The organism is bacterium (assembly GCA_013360195.1).
Lineage (GTDB): Bacteria > Electryoneota > RPQS01 > RPQS01 > RPQS01 > JABWCQ01.
The window spans coordinates 1-16,235 of sequence record JABWCQ010000016.1 but is presented as its reverse complement, the minus strand read 5'-3'; the positions used below and the strand labels follow the sequence as shown (position 1 = coordinate 16,235).

The 16,235-nt window shown below is 50.9% G+C and carries 12 protein-coding genes; 4 read left to right on the top strand and 8 right to left on the bottom strand.

All coding sequences use genetic code 11. From position 1 onward, the window contains the following. Positions 1–8: 8 nt before the first annotated feature. Genes HUU59_11245 through HUU59_11225 form a run of 5 tightly spaced genes read right to left on the bottom strand, consistent with a single transcriptional unit; the run spans position 9 to position 7,998 of the window. The gene (locus HUU59_11245; GenBank protein ID NUO20014.1) at positions 9–2,828 is read right to left on the bottom strand and encodes a hypothetical protein; all 2,820 of its coding nucleotides are present in this window, start codon (positions 2,826–2,828) and stop codon (positions 9–11) included. A gap of 20 nt (positions 2,829–2,848) precedes the next feature. Next, complete coding sequence (locus tag HUU59_11240) at positions 2,849–4,162, bottom strand: MFS transporter (GenBank protein NUO20013.1); 1,314 nt, start codon at positions 4,160–4,162, stop codon at positions 2,849–2,851. Between the two features lie 23 nt (positions 4,163–4,185). Then, the gene (locus HUU59_11235) at positions 4,186–5,856 is read right to left on the bottom strand and encodes a hypothetical protein (protein ID NUO20012.1); all 1,671 of its coding nucleotides are present in this window, start codon (positions 5,854–5,856) and stop codon (positions 4,186–4,188) included. Next, entirely contained in the window at positions 5,853–7,169 is a 1,317-nt protein-coding gene (locus HUU59_11230; GenBank protein NUO20011.1) for a BamA/TamA family outer membrane protein, read from the bottom strand. The genes HUU59_11235 and HUU59_11230 overlap by 4 nt, the downstream gene beginning before the upstream one ends. Then, a complete protein-coding gene (locus HUU59_11225; GenBank protein NUO20010.1) occupies positions 7,135–7,998 on the bottom strand; it encodes an ATPase in 864 nt (287 codons plus the stop codon). The genes HUU59_11230 and HUU59_11225 overlap by 35 nt, the downstream gene beginning before the upstream one ends. 368 nt (positions 7,999–8,366) lie before the next feature. On the opposite strand from HUU59_11225, the gene HUU59_11220 reads away from it, so the two are divergent. The 4 genes from HUU59_11220 to HUU59_11205 are packed head-to-tail and all read left to right on the top strand — an operon-like array spanning position 8,367 to position 13,162. Beyond that, positions 8,367–9,305, top strand: coding sequence for a phosphatase PAP2 family protein (locus tag HUU59_11220; GenBank protein NUO20009.1), 939 nt, complete (start codon positions 8,367–8,369; stop codon positions 9,303–9,305). A 30-nt stretch (positions 9,306–9,335) separates the two neighbouring features. Continuing rightward, positions 9,336–10,703, top strand: a complete 1,368-nt coding sequence (locus HUU59_11215; GenBank protein ID NUO20008.1) for a hypothetical protein — start codon at positions 9,336–9,338, stop codon at positions 10,701–10,703. After that, positions 10,703–11,125 carry a substrate-binding domain-containing protein gene (locus HUU59_11210; GenBank protein ID NUO20007.1) on the top strand — a complete coding sequence of 141 codons (423 nt, stop codon included), beginning with the start codon at positions 10,703–10,705 and terminating at the stop codon, positions 11,123–11,125. Before HUU59_11215 ends, HUU59_11210 begins: the two co-directional genes overlap by 1 nt. A gap of 33 nt (positions 11,126–11,158) precedes the next feature. Continuing rightward, complete coding sequence (locus tag HUU59_11205) at positions 11,159–13,162, top strand: PAS domain S-box protein (protein NUO20006.1); 2,004 nt, start codon at positions 11,159–11,161, stop codon at positions 13,160–13,162. Here HUU59_11205 and HUU59_11200 read toward each other — a convergent pair. The 3 genes from HUU59_11200 to HUU59_11190 all read right to left on the bottom strand — a co-directional run. Next, the gene (locus HUU59_11200) at positions 13,155–13,409 is read right to left on the bottom strand and encodes a hypothetical protein (GenBank protein NUO20005.1); all 255 of its coding nucleotides are present in this window, start codon (positions 13,407–13,409) and stop codon (positions 13,155–13,157) included. The two genes, HUU59_11205 and HUU59_11200, sit on opposite strands and share 8 nt — an antisense overlap. A gap of 156 nt (positions 13,410–13,565) precedes the next feature. Then, positions 13,566–15,155 (bottom strand): hypothetical protein, encoded by a 1,590-nt coding sequence (locus HUU59_11195; GenBank protein ID NUO20004.1) that lies wholly within the window; start codon positions 15,153–15,155, stop codon positions 13,566–13,568. Beyond that, a partial coding sequence (locus HUU59_11190; protein ID NUO20003.1) for a hypothetical protein occupies positions 15,152–16,235 on the bottom strand: 1,084 nt, incomplete at its 5' end. The genes HUU59_11190 and HUU59_11195, both read right to left, overlap by 4 nt.

Here is a 16,235-nt window from a genome sequence, read left to right as displayed (position 1 = left end):
AGTGAACCTCACCGAATCGCCGTCAAAGCAGAATTTTCACGATTCCTGAGTGCTGCCTCCCGCACCATAAAGTGACCGTGAGTTTCGAATTCGGAGACATCCATTTCACAACTGAGGTCCAAAGATCTTCGGCAGACGTGCAACGCAACAGCTCGAAGCCAATCGTCATCACCTTGAAGCAGTGCTGAGAGCGCCTCGCCTTCCGAGGTAATGTGTATTCCAAAAACGCGCTTCCCAAGTTCGGCTAGATCGGCAGGAGACGAGTACTCAATTATTGGCGCTAAAACCGAGTAGACCTGCGGTCTGATAACAAGCTCAAGCAACTCAATCGCATTCGCGCGCTGGTCAGGCGCACTTCCGCTGATGCAGAGGTACGCATGATACATATCCTTCGGTGAATGTCTCAAGCCAAGCAATCGAAAAACGCGCTCCAAACTGTCGGCTAATCGCTCTTCTACGGCGCGTTTCAGTAGCATCCGGAAGGCGATAGTATCCGGGTCGGGTTCCGGGAGGGAGGATTGCAACGCGTTTCCATCCACACAATTATGTACTTGCAGGAGACGATAGTAGTTCCCGATCTCATTCCAAACAACTGGCATGAGAATTTTCGATTTCAACCGAAAGCGGGCGTCGCGGCTCCTCATTTTGTTCAGCGATCTCAGCACTTCGAATCGCAAGCGCGCATTCCTGATGTTGAGACTATCGGAGAGCAACGTAAAGCTCTTATCTGTCCCAATCATGAATAGAATTCTTGGGATCTCCAGTCTGATACTATATTTGCAGTCGCCGTCATTAAGCAGAAAGGCAAGCCGTTCGGAAACCAGGTCACCGTAGCCTGCGATTGCCTCGCGAATCCTTTGCCGTAGCTGTCTATTCTCCAAATGCGGCAATAGAGTATCGAGGAATCCGGTATTACCGGACCTGCCCGCACTAAGTGCGGCAAATGCGACTATATCCGGAGAACTCGCACGAAGGAGAGTCTTAGTACAGTCTTCCAGCTCCGGTTGAGGAGCAATGCTTAACGCTTCCGCCAGCGCCTTTGTTACAGTTAAATCTGCCGGATTCATGCTTATCTGACGGCACAAATCCTCAAGCAGGCGCTTGAAATCTACACTAGCATTAAACCCGCCGTCTCCGACCCACTCCCTCGCCGCCGCCACGATGGCCGCAGCCCTAACCATATCACTCTCAGCGCTCAAGAAAGCCTCCGTCATCGCCTGCTTATCATCAGACCGCCGAAGCAGATATCTTGTTGCAGCTACACGCACGGCAGGGTGATTATGATACAGATGCTTATGCGCTCTCAAAGAAAGATCAACATCCGGAAGCGACCGGGCAATACGATACACAGACCGGAGAACATCAGAAGAAGAGGAATCCAGAAGGCGCTCAAGATGAAACGGCAAGCGAGCATCTCTCATGTTCTCCAGGTAACTTAGAGCCATCAAGATCTGTCTATCGTTCGTTCCTCCAAGCAACTCGATCAGCTGATCCGCACGCATGGAGGAATAGATCTCATAGGAAATGTCCTCCGGCCGTATCGTGCGTCTTTCAATCGCCTGGCGAAACGCGTCCAAGTACTCTGATTTGGTGCGGGCCACCAATACGATCCACAATGCCGCAAACACGAGGATTACAATTCCAAGAGTACGAACATCGGCAAGTCCAATCACTACAAGAAGCAGGATAACCAATCCGGCCAGACCTGTTGCAAAGTTGTCAACAGCGACATCAATCAACGCCTTAACCTGATTTTTCAGCCTGGCAGGCACCGGCAATCCAAGTAATTCAAGAGCTGACTTGTGCAAAGACTGTTTCAAGCCTCCTTCACCAACTTTCAAGGAGGTCGCCGCCCAGAGCGTTGGGAACAGCACCGCGGTTGCCGAGCCGGCAGTTACTAATGCAGGCAGGAACATTAACGACGTGTTTACTCCGTACCTCTTCAGTAAAAAACCGGTTACAAAGACCTGAAAGAGAAGCGAGACAATACTCAGGTTTGAAAGCCAGAATCCGAAGAATGAAGCAAGTTGATCAGAACCGGTTATTGACCGGGAAGCGACGACACTGAATTGATAGTCGATAAGCGTACCTACCAGGACGCCGGTACCGGCAATCGCACCGATATAGACGACGAGTCGGGATTGCAGCAGAAGTCTCCAAGGACTTGACTCCAGCTGAAATGCCTTCTGCCGCTCTTCACGCCTCATGCGGTCGGCATATGCAATTCGCGCACTCCATCGCCACACAATGTACTGGAGCAGAAGGCACATGGCAAGGAATAAATAGCAAAGATGAAGCATGCCGTGTGTGTGAAGCGCAGGAGCAAAAGTAGACGTCAAGTAGCCGCCGAGGATCCCGCCGGCAATTGCCCCGGAACCGATAATGCCAAACAACCGCTTCGCTTCACGAGCATTGAATACGTAATTAGCGAGAAGCCAAAATTGTGTGGTTACGATCAAACCGAAGGCGGAAACCCAAACATAGAACGAGTAAATCAACCAATGCGCATGATATCCGTTCGAAAGGGCGAACCAGAAAAGCAACAGGAATGCGATTGACACAAGGAGTGTCGCGGTGATCAGGCGGTTCAAGCGAAGACGCTTAGAGGCGCCGCTGTAAAGCACAACAAATGCGGGAGTGGCAATCGCAATCAGCAGATAGACGTAGGGCAGCTTCTCTGGTCCCAGCTCAGACAGGAAAAGCGCAGCGCGAACCGGCTTCACAATTGTCAGTGATGCAATCAGAAGAAAGCTGTAAACAAACATCAGCGCCGTCCGAGCTTCCTCCCCGGGCCGTACATTTAAGAGCTTTCTTAAAATGACTACCATGGATACTTAGTCGGATTGAATCAGCTTGCCGAGAGATCATTGAAACGCCGACCGGCATAGAGGACGGCAATAATCCAAACAGCGACCAGGGCAATAGTAAGGAGCGAGAGATAGCGAATGCTCTCAAATTCGACAAACAGTGAGGTTACAACGAGGCTAACTCCGACTGCAAGGGACTTGGCGAACCTCTGAATGAACATATCAATGAACGCTTTGGCCTTATATTTCTCGGCTGTCGAAGCAGGTACGTACAGCGTTTCCTTGGCCGACTGATTTATCGAATAGCTGAAGCCATTGTCGATTGTGTTTAATGAACTGCCAATCCAGAGCGCAGGCAAGATCAGAAATGCGAGCGAACCAGTGAATATGGCGATCGGCAATACAAGCAGGGCGGTAGTTAATCCGAGACGAGTCATGATAAGACTTGTCAAGAAAAGCTGGACGATCATCGACACCCAATTCGTCACCGCAAAGACCAAAGAAAACTGCCTCCCAATGTCGTCGCCATCCAGATAGTGCGAAATCGTTGCAGTGAACTGGAAGTCCAAAAGGGTGGATACAAGCTCATATATTCCAACGACCGCCGCTATGGAGAATAGATAGCGCGACTTGAAAACTAACTGAGCGCCTTCTGTCGCAGGGTTGCCGGATACTTCCGGCTTGCCGCCCTCTGAATTTGATTCGGTTTCACCGCGCCTGCCGACAATGCGACCCGCCAGCATTGCCAGCAAGGAAACTACAGTAGCAAGGGCGAAGCATACCCACATCCAGTCGCTTCTGTTCAAGTCATCAATCCACACTCTGACAACGCTTGCACCGAAGACTCCTCCGGCAACTCCTCCCAACCCGATGAGGCCGTACAGTCTCTTTGCTTCTGCAGGAGTAACACTGTCATTCAGGAAGACAAAGAAAGTTGCGACCATTAGAGTGCTGTACAAATCACCAAACAAGTAAAAAGTCCAGACCGTAACGTCTGATGGGCTGATGATCAGGGGCGCATAGAGTGCATATCCGGCAAGGAAGAATGCGCTAAAGCAGTACGTCAATTGCTGCCGGCGGAAACGATTACTAAGCCAGGAAAACACGATGACGGCCAGAACGGCAACTACCATGTTCAGAACTTTCGCGACAAGCTCTGCCTGTGACGCAGTCATGTGCCAGTCGAACATAGTGAAACCGGCAGAGTCATAATACTGAATGAACAATGCCTTCTTAATCGGCTTGAGGATCCAGAAACTCGTTATGACAAGAAAGAAATAGCCGAACATGAGCAAGGCGAGAGCAAGCTCACTTCGCCTGATATCAAGTACTGCGCCAAAAGGGTTGTTGTTCACGCGAAAGTGTCTTGCGTTACCTGCTATGATCTACGCTGGACCCCGACGATAACCAGCGAGTCTCCAGTTCGTTCCAGATGAACTAACACAGATGAGTTCCAACTCCCGCCTCGACGCACTTGCAATTCAATTGTCAATTGGTCGTCAGACGACTCGAATGAGGGGAATTGTGATTTGTCAATCTCCAGATCGGTGCCAATGGTCTGCCAACCAGATAGTTGGCGGCCATTCATGTGCATTCTGTACCGGTAATCCGGTGGCGAGTCGTATTGAAGACCGGCTGATACCGCGAGATCCGTAAAATGCAGACCACTTTCAGAGAGTCGGAAGTGATCAAGCGGCGACAGTCGGTTAAACCAATACCGGCACACAATAGCTCGCCGTTCCATGAGAGTTTGAACGAGATAATCCTCGGCAGCCTTATCAGAATAATGGGCAGTCTGAACAGCGGCTCGAACTTGCGGCTCGGTAAAGGAGGCCACAATCTTTGCCCCCCAGAAGGCATCACGCGGAGTATAATACTCAAATGCGCGGGTCGGAAAAATAAATTTGAAGCTCTTGGGATGAAAGTTCCTTGAACAAAAGCGTCCGACTTCCGGAAACGCCACGGCCTCCTGGTAATCCCGCGGACGGCGAACCAAGCCGAGCTCCAGTGACTTGTTCAACATGTGGATGGGGTCCATGTAAGGTTCGGTTCCTCGATCCGCCGGCTTAGCACCGTTTGGATGGCTCCCCAGTGACGCGCCAAAGTCAATAAGGTAGTGTCGAACGTAATTTCCACTGTCAGTTTCGACAAAGCCATCGAGAAAGTTGCTGACGTTTGTATCGTAATGGCCGAGCCAGGCGAATATGACGCGCATACCACGCAGCTCTCGCCGGTGTTCATGGGGCACAATGTCGTTCGGATCGTCGTGCCTCGTTCCCTTGAACAAGAACGGGCCAATTGGCTTTCCATCTATATACTTACTCGCCATTCCTTGGACTTTGCCGTCCTGAGTCAGCTCAACTCGCGCAAGGATGTCCGCCAAATCCTGCGATGTCATCACGCGATTCTTGCCATCTTTGCCAGTAAACTTGACGTTTTCACCAATTCTTAGAATAGCGGGGTCAAAAGTGACGAGAAAGTTCTCCGGGACGTTGTAGCCTGCGGTGTACAATAACTTTGTCACGATAACATCGGTCGTACTATTGAGGCCGCTGCTGCCGGGCGGATCAAACTTTATGACATAAGAGTCACCGCGCGAGTCTCGAATTGTAAAGCCTGGCGTAACACCGACAGTTTTGGCGCGAATAATCGTCCAGCCTTGAGATTGATCCGGTCCATTGACAGTATTGGGTCCGCGTGCTACTTCGGCGGGAGAAAGGGGAGCAACAAAATTCCGGTTCGTAAACCAGCTGGAGTTTCTAACTTCATCAAAGGCATCTGCATTCATCGCTTCTTTCGGAATTCCGAGGGCTTTCCTGAACCACCTACTTATATCAAAGAGATCCGCTCCAGGTTGAACCATTTGCCGCTTGTAACCATCCCATAAGATATGAGTCTCAGTATCTTCCGGACACACTGGTAAGTGTGCGCGGTCATCCGGCAATGGTGTCGGAGGAATAAACCTCGTTGTGGTGGCGCAGCCTGCAATGCCGAGACCGATGCTGATGAACCACAGAATCAATATGAAGTTGCCGATTCGCAGAATCATGGGGTGTTCAGCGAAAAATAGAAGCGCATCGCTTCGGATGAGAAGGCAAGTTCGGTTTTCGCAATCAAACCAGTTGTATTGTAGAAACGAAATCCCCCTCCGTATCCAATTTGCCAGTCTGACAACGCCACTTCTTCGATAATATCGTGGGATACTTGTCCACCATCAACGAATACTACCGCATCCACGGCTTTATGCCACGGAATCCAAATCGGATAACGATACTCTGCAGATGCCAAAAAGAAGTCATTGTCGCGAAATCTGCCTCGTGAGAATCCCCGAATTGTTCCATAGCTGCCAATTTCAGCGAGATGATAGAATGGAATATCCGATCCCTCGATCCCCTGCGTCATTTCCGCAGCACTTCGCAATGCGAGAATGCGATCGCGGAATAAATGAATATGCTGAGTCAAGTCAGCAGAGGTTTTCCAGAAGCTTAATTCATCATTATGAATATCATTGAAAAGCGACGCGCTGAAGACGCCGATCCTGCCCGTGCTTGGGTGAGCAGAATCGTTTGTGTCATCATATCGCAAACGGAACTCGGTTCCTTGAAGGCGCGTGTCATCCTTCAATCCGGGCAAAGTGTTTTCAGAATAGACGTCAGAAATCGGACGGGAACCGTGATCTCGGCCGTCGAAGACACTGGTGTTACTCATTCCGATTTCTATGCTTGCCCGGACGAATTCATGAATATCCCTTTGCAGCGACAACTCGAATAAAACGTCTTCCGCCGAATAGGAAAGTCTATCACTTTCTCTTGCACGTGGACTCTTGCCGTAGAACGACTCAGCAGTTAGCGAGCGATATCTTAGCATCAGGCCGGATTCGACACCATGTCCAAGCGAAATCTCTTCCCATGCGATGGAATAAAGTTGTCTGGCATCTACCCACGAGGATGCGGTCAGGACAAGCTTCGCAGAATCGCCAAGATAATCGTTTTTCGTATAACGAAGCCCGGCGCCGGTTCGAGGAGCGTAGACAGGCAGGAGGCCAGCCCGGCGGAAAAGGCTGCTTGCCCTCTGCATGAAGCCGGTGTCGTCCAAATAGACACCTGCGTAGCCAAGACCGAGAACCGTATAACGAACGGGGGAATAAGCCAGTTGTCCAGGAAAAGAGACGATTCGTTCCAGGACTGTGCGGGACGGCAGCGGTTTTGCAAAGCTCCGACTCGAATCAGCAGGCGCCGAAAGCGCGCTATTGGCAGCGAAAACAAGCAGTGTGAACGCAAACAACTCGCGCCAGAACTTGAATCCAACACAAGTTTGCACTCCCCGGTTATTGGCAACAGGCATTCGGTTCGCTTTGCTCAATGGGTAAGTTTATTGTGAAAGTCGTTCCCTTGTCCACTTCACTCTGAACTCGGATCGTTCCGCCATGAGCCTGAACAATTGATTTCACAATGAACAGCCCAAGTCCGGTTCCGACTCCCGCTTGTTTGGTCGTGAAACCGGGTTCGAAAATCTTCTCAATGTGCTCAGGCGAGATTCCCTTGCCCGTATCAGTGAAGTCTATTCTGATGCAACCATCTTCAACTCCTGTTGTGATGCTGATTTCGCCGCCGTTTTCCATTGCCTGACGAGAGTTGACGAGAAGATTAAGGAACACCTGGTTCAGCTGTCCGGGATAGCAAAGGATATCGGGAACTTTGCCGAAATGCTTTGCAATTTTGATATTGTGTTTAATTTCATGCTCGATCAGAGTCAGCGTGTCTTCAATGCCGTCATGAATATTCGCTATTGTTCGCTCCGCTTCATCCACTCTTGCGAAACTTCGCAGTCGGCGCACAATGCCGGTAACGCGCAGAGTCCCGTTTGTGATGACACGATTTGCATCGTCGATTATTGCGAGTGTCGCGGCGATCTTGGGATCATCTAAGAGCGCACTGTTAGCTCCGTCGCATGTCAAGTTGCACTTAAGCCGTTCGAGCGCCTTTACAAGAGTCGCGTGCATGCTGCCAAGCGCGCCAATCGGAGAGTTTATCTCATGTGCAACACCGGCGACGAGCATTCCGATGGTTGCCATCTTCTCCGAGTGTATCAGCTGCTTCTGAGTCTGCTGAAGCTGGGCACGAACGGCGTCAAGTTCAGACTTTAGCCTGCTGATTTCGTCGTTTGATTCTTTCTCTTGCAAGTTGTCCATTTTAACCAGTTTTGAGGCAAAGCTAATTCTGAGCCCTACAGCCGCCAGACGCACTTGAGGGCACTTCGGCTGAGAAACTCTGGCCAATCAATTTGTGGCGGTCGACCAGACATCAAAATAAGAAGATAAACTCAAAATATCCTGTCTAGGCAAACCAAGTTATTAGAAAAAAGGAGGATATGACCCTGCAGGTTGTGCAGAAAGTGCGGTCCGCAAAGTAAACATATTGAAAAAACATAACTTAAATTGTCACCTCCGAGCTGTTTCACACAATTCTAATTCAGTGAAGCTATTGAATCTATGCAAAATCCACCGTAAATAGTGTCTGAAAAGAGCCGTATCACCCAAATCCCAATCTTCCAGAAGAGTTGAAGTTCCGTACCATCACCGGCTTTGCCATTTGTCTATTCATTTCGCTGATATCGGCACATGCCGGTGAATTTACACCCGCGGGGAGCGTGCCGTCTCCGTTGGCCATTACCCAGGTATCCGGCGGCCCGACTCCAGACAGCAGCGGATCTCGGCCAAGACCATACGGGCACCCGGTGTTTGGAAAGACTGTTTTCTCGCGTAAGATATTGAAAGATATAGAATTCGTAGGCAGGACCGGTTTATCGGATGCGGTATGGCTTTATTCTTCACCAGCGCGGCTTAGTCCAAAGTCTCTTAAATACCTTGCCGGAATAGTCGCTATTGGCGCAGGCATATACTGTCTCGATGATGAGATTACTAACGGAATCCATCGAAACAAGGACCACTGGATAGTGGAACCTTTCCATGAAGCAGGCGAGTTTCTGGAGCCAATTGGCCGGCAAGGTACGATGAACAAATACATTTTTGGAGCTGCGGCTCTTTCTTATCTTGTCGGATTCGAGAGGATGGCGCGGATGAGCGCGGAAATCCTTGAGAGTTACTTGATTGCCGGGCCGCCAAAAGTGCTGGTGAACAGGATAACGGGACGGCCTCGTCCTCTTGAAGGGTATTCCTCCACTCATTGGGATTTTTTTGAACCCGGTCAATCCTTCTTTTCCGGGCACTCATCGCACGCGTTCCAAATCGCACGCGTCATGGATGAGCACATTCACTCTGTGCCGGTTGACATTCTTATCTATCTCTGTGCGGCGTCAGTGGCCTTGCAGAGAATTGATTCACGCTGGCATTGGGCATCTGATGTTTGGGTCGGCAGCGCCTACGGTTATGCAGTAGCCGATGCGCTGGTCGGCAGACACGCGGCAAACTGGAAAGTTCAGCCATTTAGTGGTGGTCCCGGCTCCTCGTCAGGGCTGTCTTTCTCCATAAATTTCTGATCATTTAATCATTTCAGCAGAGCATCCGACATGGCGGTACTCAAGACTTTTGGTCATTCAAGAACTTATTACATAGTCCTGATTCGTCAGGCCTTAGCTGTATCTATGGCCTGCCTGTTCAGTCTGTTCTTGTCGGTGCAATCGGCACCAGCACAAACGCAAGGTTTGTACGTCAATGGCTTTGCAAGTCAGGGTTTTGTGACGACTTCAGCGAACCAATTGCTCGTAGACCGGTCTGAGAAAGGCAGCTTCGAATACAATGAAGTTGGCACAACTGTTTTGGCGACACCGACGGACAAGCTGCGGGTCGGCATTCAATTTCTGGCGCGAGATCTCGGACTCGAAGGAAACAACCAGGTCTTCATCGATTGGGCGGGCGGTGACTATCAGTGGCAAGACTATCTTGGTGCGCGTGTTGGCAAGATCAAGCTGCCGCTGGGATTCCATAATCAAGGCCGGGATATTGACATGCTCCGCACGAGTGTGCTATTGCCGCAATGTGTTTACAACGAAGGGCTTCGCGACTTTGTTCTTGCCCACGAAGGCATGAGCCTGTACGGAAATGTTCCTCTGCACAACACCGGTTACTTCGACTATGAAGTGTGGTGCGGCACTTTGAACATTCCAAATCCGCGGAGTGGTTTCTGGGGCGGAAGTTTTGAACTTGGCGGTTTCAATTCTGCACCGGCAGTGGCGCAGGAAGTTTTGATGGAATATGGAGCAGACTCTTCAACCATTGCAGTTGAATACCTCGGGTCTCAGAATGAAAAAGTCCTGTTTCCTGTTGTGTACGGCGGAGCTTTCACATGGTCACCTCCCATTCCCGGCCTGCGGCTGGGTACGACTGCAATCGTGGGTGAATTCGAACTTTCCAGCAGATGGCAGTATGCGGTATCGCTCGTAGACTCAAACGGAAATCCACGCGAATTTACGAGGCAGGTTAACTATGAGGACGAGTTTGACATAAATCAATTGCTTACATTTTCGGCTGAATACGCGTGGAGGTGCGTTACACTGAGTGGTGAGTTCAATTCAAATCTCATGAATGAAGGACATTCCGGCTCATCCAGAGAAGAAGGCCTTTACGGGATGGTGAATTGCCGCACAAACAAGTGGCTGACGTGCGGAATGTACTACGGAGTTTATTATGCGCGGGCAGATGATCGTGAGGGGGAATTCGCCAAGCTGCGCGGTTGGCCGGATTACGTTGCCTGGGAGAAGGATTTGGCTTTGAGCACGAGATTTGAATTGAATACTAACTGGATGGTGAAGGCCGAGTATCATTATATTGACGGCGTCGCCTTGCGCGAGGGAATGGCAATTCATGAAGGAGTCGTGAGTGGCGATCTTGAGCGGTATTGGCACGCTCTGCTCCTGAAAACCACGGTACATTTCTGATGCACGCTTTGAGATTAACAATTCTCCTGGCGCTATTGCTTACTACTCTTTCGGGCGCATGGGCGGCGGAGATATATATTCTTGCAAACACCGGTGTGCCCGATAAGACGCTCGAGAAGGCATCTCTTGAGCGCATCTACCTGGGCAAGAAGTCGCAATGGTCAAACGGTACGAGAATTGTTCCTGTCGTTCTGAAGTCGGGTTCCACTCACACTGCTTTCGTGAAGCGGTTCCTTGACCGGGACGTATCACAATTCTCAACTTACTGGAAGCAAGCGGTGTTCACGGGGCGAGGCATGCCGCCGAAGGCTTTCGACACCGAGGCCGAAATTGTAGATTACATCAGCTCAACGCCCGGTGCCATAGGTTATACTTCATTCATACCTTCCACCAAACCAGTGATACGAATCACCATCAAGTGAAGCAAAGCATCCACGTCACATTTTAGTCGACACATGAGATTCACTCACAAAATCATGTCAATGCCGTTGCTTGCCGCAATGGCATTTATCGTCATATACGGCATATCGTATTTGCAGGCCGACCGAAACGCAAAGCTTGCCGACAAAATCGAGCTTGAGGCCTTTCCCGCAGTTCGGCTGAGCAACGAACTGAACAGCCTTACCATGCAGATGCGGCACATCTTTCAAACGGCTATTGTCTTGCAGGATGCCGATATGATTCTCGAAGCGGATCAGCTGCGCGACCGCGTGCTCGCGTTGGAAGACTCGGTGAGACAACTTCTGCCGGATCAATCCCGGCTAATATATGAGACTCATGAAGCATTCATTCGCTATTTTGATCTAGCAAGATCGCTCACGATGCAGTTCATAGCAAGCGATCTCCACGAGGAGCTGTATCCGAAAGTCGCGGAGATGAACGGTCGCTATGAAAAGCTTACAAGTCTGCACATCGAACTTGGCAATCGGCTCGAAAGCGGCATGGAGTTGGCTTTTGAGAATGCGCGGCAATCCCGTGTTGTTTCTCAGCGCAACATGCGCCTTGCCATCATTCTATGTCTCAGCATGCTTGTCTTCATTACGATAGGACTGATAAGTTCCGTGCTCCGACCATTGCGGAGAATCACAGCCGTAACAAAATCCATCGCCCACGGAAGACTCGACGCGGTGCTTGACTATGAGTCCACAGATGAACTCGGTCGGCTTGCAGACAGTGTGCGTCGCATGCAGCAAGCTCTGATCGCGGACATCGCCGAACGAGAGCGCGTGGAGACAGCCCTCCGTGAAAGTGAGGAGCGGTATCGCGGCATATTTGAGCACGCGACCGCAGGTATTATTCGATCAACACCGGAAGGTCGAGTTATCACCGCAAACCCGGCGCTCGTTAAGATGTTAGGCTATGACTCAGATGATCAGGCAAAAGAGACAGTCACGGACATCGGAGCGCAAGTATATCGAAATCCGCAAGATCGTGTTCAAGTTATGCAAACACTAGCGACGTACGGGCAGCTGACCGGCGAGTACTGCTTTCGGAGACGTGACGATTCCGAGTTTTTTGTACAAATGAGTCTGTGGGCAGAACGCGGGGAGGATGGCTCCGTCAAGGCAATCGAAGGGATAGTCACGGACATAACGGATCGGAAGGCAACTGAAAACGCTCTCAAGAAGGCGATGGAGGACCTTGAAAGTTCCTATGCGTTGCTCGAAAGGTCAAATGAGGATCTAAGCAGGGCGAATCTCGAACTCCGAAAGACTCAAGCGCAATTGGTTCAGTCGGAAAAAATGGCGGCCATGGGCCGCTTTGTGGCCGGGATGTCGCACGAATTCAATAATCCGATCGCGGCTGTGCAAAGTTCAAGCATGAATATACAGACATGTGTAAGCAAGCTTTCCGAGACTATCAATGAATTGCCGGAGTCGCAGAGCAGCGAAAGGATTGGAAAATTGCTCGAAATTCTCCTTCAAAACCAGGGAGTTGTTGCCGAGGGGGCAAACCGTGTTGCCCGCATAGTATCGAAAATGAAGAGCTTTGTCAGGTTGGACGAAGCGGACAGGCAAAGCCTTGATATTCACAGAAGCATTGAGGATGCATTATCTGTCTTTGAGCAGGAGCGAAAGCCCGGGATTGAGGTGGTGAAAGAATTCCAGCCGCTGCCGAGAATACACTGCTACCCCGCAAAATTGAATCAAATGTTCCTGCAGCTTTTGAGCAATGCGAACAATGCAATTCCAGTGACTGGAAAAATTATCATTCGGACATATTTGAAAAATGATGAGATTGTGGTTGAGGTGTCAGACAATGGAATTGGCATTCCAAAGGATCGAATGGCAAGAATTTTTGATCCCGGCTATACGACTTGGGGTGTTGGAGTGGGAGTTGGATTGGGACTAACAATTGCTCATCAAATTGTTCAAGAGCATGGGGGAGATATTCAAGTAGAGTCGGCTACCGATAAGGGGACGGTCTTCAGAGTATTCCTGCCCGCAAATTTCAGTTAGAGAAATACTGAGCGGAAGGCGCAACTTCACATTGGATTACAATATGAATCGCGGTTACCTCTTCTCGCATGCCGCTGCGGCCATCTGCATTGAACTTGACCTGAATACTCTCGAAGTTCGAGCTCTTGAAGCGGGTGAGGTTCGCGTTTTGTTTAAGAGCATCTTCATTATGCTCTGCATCATTATACTGCTGCTCGCCACGCTCGTGATCTGCCCTGTCTTCAGTGCCAGTTGCAGGATAGGACATACTCGCTTCCGATGTCGCGCGGCGAAGACGGAGGGTGGTGCTCCCTGTTTTTGGCGCGGGTGACTCGCAGCCCAGTGAGCTATGTGGACAAACAGTACTGCAGTACACCCGCCACTGATCGATCAGGACCCATACCAGCGTACTTTAGCACCGTTTCTACCGGAACCGTTGACCTAATTCAATGAAACTCCGGACCGTTGTTTCGTCCGCGGTTGAACTTTGATCGACTTGTAACGACAAATAAGTGCCGGACCGAAGATTGAGGTCGAAGGAAGCGCGCATCCAATTTGAATCGGACTTGTACTTATCCAGCCTGTAGACATACTGCGTTTGACCGTATTCCGCTCGCAACTCGGCATATCGTACAGGTGCCCAGGATGCAGAAACAGACCTCAAATCACCGGTTGAAAACCTGTTGCTGAACCTGTTGAAGCGGACAGAGGCTCCGACCGGATTATGAAGAATCGAGTTTGTGGACAAAGAATAGGACCCGGAAGGATAGAACGTGTCATCCGCAGGATCGCTGCGGTAACTCTGCTGAGCAGCCAGTCTCACGCCGTGCAAGAATGAGAGTTCGATTCCTGCTCGAAGACCGTGTCGGATCGCATCGTCAAACAAGCTGTCCGGTGTCTCGCGGGATTCCCATTCGTGATAGCGAGCGCGGCCATCATATCCGATACTAAGAGTAGTTGACCGGAACGGCACGTACCTGACATTTGCCAGCATATTCGCGAGTGACAGAGCAGAACCTTCTGCATCATGGCGCCAGCCGCGATTGATATTGAAATCGGAACTCTCATAGAGCGAGAATCCGTTGCCAAGGCTCAGCGTGCTTTGCTGATAAATGAACTCACGGCTGAGATTCCCGTAAACGTATTCTCCTGCCATGGCTAGAGTAAACTGGCTACGGCGAACAAAGCTCGCGCTGCGCCGGTGCGTGAGCAGGACTCCACCCTTCGTAGTGCTGAAGTCGGTATTTGATAGATCCGATTGAGCCTGTGCCCCTCCGAATGCCCCAACGGCAAAGCCATTTCCCAGTCCCACCTCGCCATACGCTCCATCGAGGTACCCAATCCCGGCCACAGATCCAGCCTGAATGCGACCAAAACTGGCGCGCCACCGCTGTTCCGTAGACTCGAAAGAAAGGCCAGCTTCGTACAAGCGATGTTGCCATATCTTGCCATTTGGATTAGTGCGTTGCCGCCCGCGATACTTCAAGCTTAACGAGGAATTGTTTGTGATGACGCCTGGAATGGTTGACCTAAGAGTCGCGCCTGGATTCACTTCCGTGCTAGAGTTGTCCTGATAAATGTCCGTTTGGAAACTTACGCGTCCTGTGAATCTGCCGTGCGGCTTTCGTTGCCTTGAAACGAGCCGACCTGCATCATTTGTGTTTGAATGCATGGGCGAGTGAGCTGCTGCCGGAAAGTTGCGGTTTTCAGAATCCATTAGCAAAATAATCGCCCGATCCCCGGGCAGAGCAACAACACCCTCTGCCGTAAGAGTCGCCACGCAAGTTGAGTCAGCCGTCGCTGCGACGGTGATTTCCCCGACGAGACTTTCGCCGCGGTATAACAGTCCATTAAGACCGTTTTCAACACCTTGCGCACGCCCTGCATTCAAGTAGAGCGTTTTCCACGCGACATAGGTTACACGCGCAGCAACTTCCCCTGCGCGCAAGGGCGTGGCGCCGCACAACAATAGGATCGCGACAAGACCCCAGTATGTGAAAGAAGTGCGCGTCATTTCAGCTTCGGCATACCGGGGAATTGTGGCGGATACTGAAGACTGCGGCCATCAGGATGGCAACTGTAACATGCGCTGCTCAGCCATACGTAGCCGTTCACGTCGCTGTGCTCGTCATCGGCCTCCGATTGCCGGTGTTCATGGCAATGCGTGCAACTGAAGTCCGCGAAGTCGCCGTTGCGATGACATTCCCAACAGGTGTTCCACTCGTTTCGATGTGCGCCTGAATTAATGGGGAAAAGCGGCGTGTGATTAAACGTCGAAGTCCAGTTTGACGTTGTGTGGCAATCATCGCAGGTTGTTGGATACTGATCCGCTTGGTGATCGGGATCGGCCGAGCCGTTGTAGTCGGCCAGATGGCAATCAAAACAGAAAGTCGTAAGACCGTCATAGATTCCACCGGAGTGGCACTGATTGCAGTTTGCCGTGAGATGCGCGCCGGTCAACGGGAACGACGTGTTGTTATGATTAAACGTTGCATCCCAGTTGGACGTCGTGTGACAGGTCTGACAGGTGGTTGGGAACTGCGCAGCTTCGTGATCCGGCTCGGGTCCGTCATACTGACCTGACGCATGGCATTGATTACACGTCGCAGAAATGTGCTGCCCGGTCAACGGGAACGACGTATTGTTATGATTAAATGTTGCATCCCAGTTGGACGTCGTGTGACAGGTCTGGCAGGTGGTCGGGAACTGCGCCGCTTCGTGGTCCGGCTCCGTCGTTGCATTGAAATCGGCCAAGTGGCAACTCACGCAGGTTGTAGGCAGTCCGTCATACTGACCAGACGCATGGCACAGCAAACACGTTGCCTGCACATGCGCGCCGGTCAACGGGAACGACGTATTGTTATGATTAAATGTTGCATCCCAGTTGGACGTCGTGTGACAGGTCTGGCAGGTGGTCGGGAACTGCGCCGCCTCGTGATCCGGATCTTCTGTCCCATTGTAATCGGCCAAATGGCAACTCACGCAGGTTGTAGGCAGTCCGTCATACTGACCTGACGCATGGCATTGATTACACGTCGCAGAAATGTGCTGCCCGGTCAACGGGAACGACGTATTGTTATGATTAAATGTTGCA

What these genes read in the sequence shown, in the direction of transcription:
- HUU59_11245 (NUO20014.1), bottom strand. Translation starts at nt 2,828, where the DNA reads ATGGTAGTCATTTTAAGAAAGCTCTTAAATGTACGGCCCGGGGAGGAA.
- HUU59_11235 (NUO20012.1), bottom strand. Translation starts at nt 5,856, where the DNA reads ATGATTCTGCGAATCGGCAACTTCATATTGATTCTGTGGTTCATCAGC.
- HUU59_11225 (NUO20010.1), bottom strand. Translation starts at nt 7,998, where the DNA reads ATGGACAACTTGCAAGAGAAAGAATCAAACGACGAAATCAGCAGGCTA.
- HUU59_11215 (NUO20008.1), top strand. Translation starts at nt 9,336, where the DNA reads ATGGCGGTACTCAAGACTTTTGGTCATTCAAGAACTTATTACATAGTC.
- HUU59_11210 (NUO20007.1), top strand. Translation starts at nt 10,703, where the DNA reads ATGCACGCTTTGAGATTAACAATTCTCCTGGCGCTATTGCTTACTACT.
- HUU59_11205 (NUO20006.1), top strand. Translation starts at nt 11,159, where the DNA reads ATGAGATTCACTCACAAAATCATGTCAATGCCGTTGCTTGCCGCAATG.
- HUU59_11200 (NUO20005.1), bottom strand. Translation starts at nt 13,409, where the DNA reads ATGTCCTATCCTGCAACTGGCACTGAAGACAGGGCAGATCACGAGCGT.
- HUU59_11195 (NUO20004.1), bottom strand. Translation starts at nt 15,155, where the DNA reads ATGACGCGCACTTCTTTCACATACTGGGGTCTTGTCGCGATCCTATTG.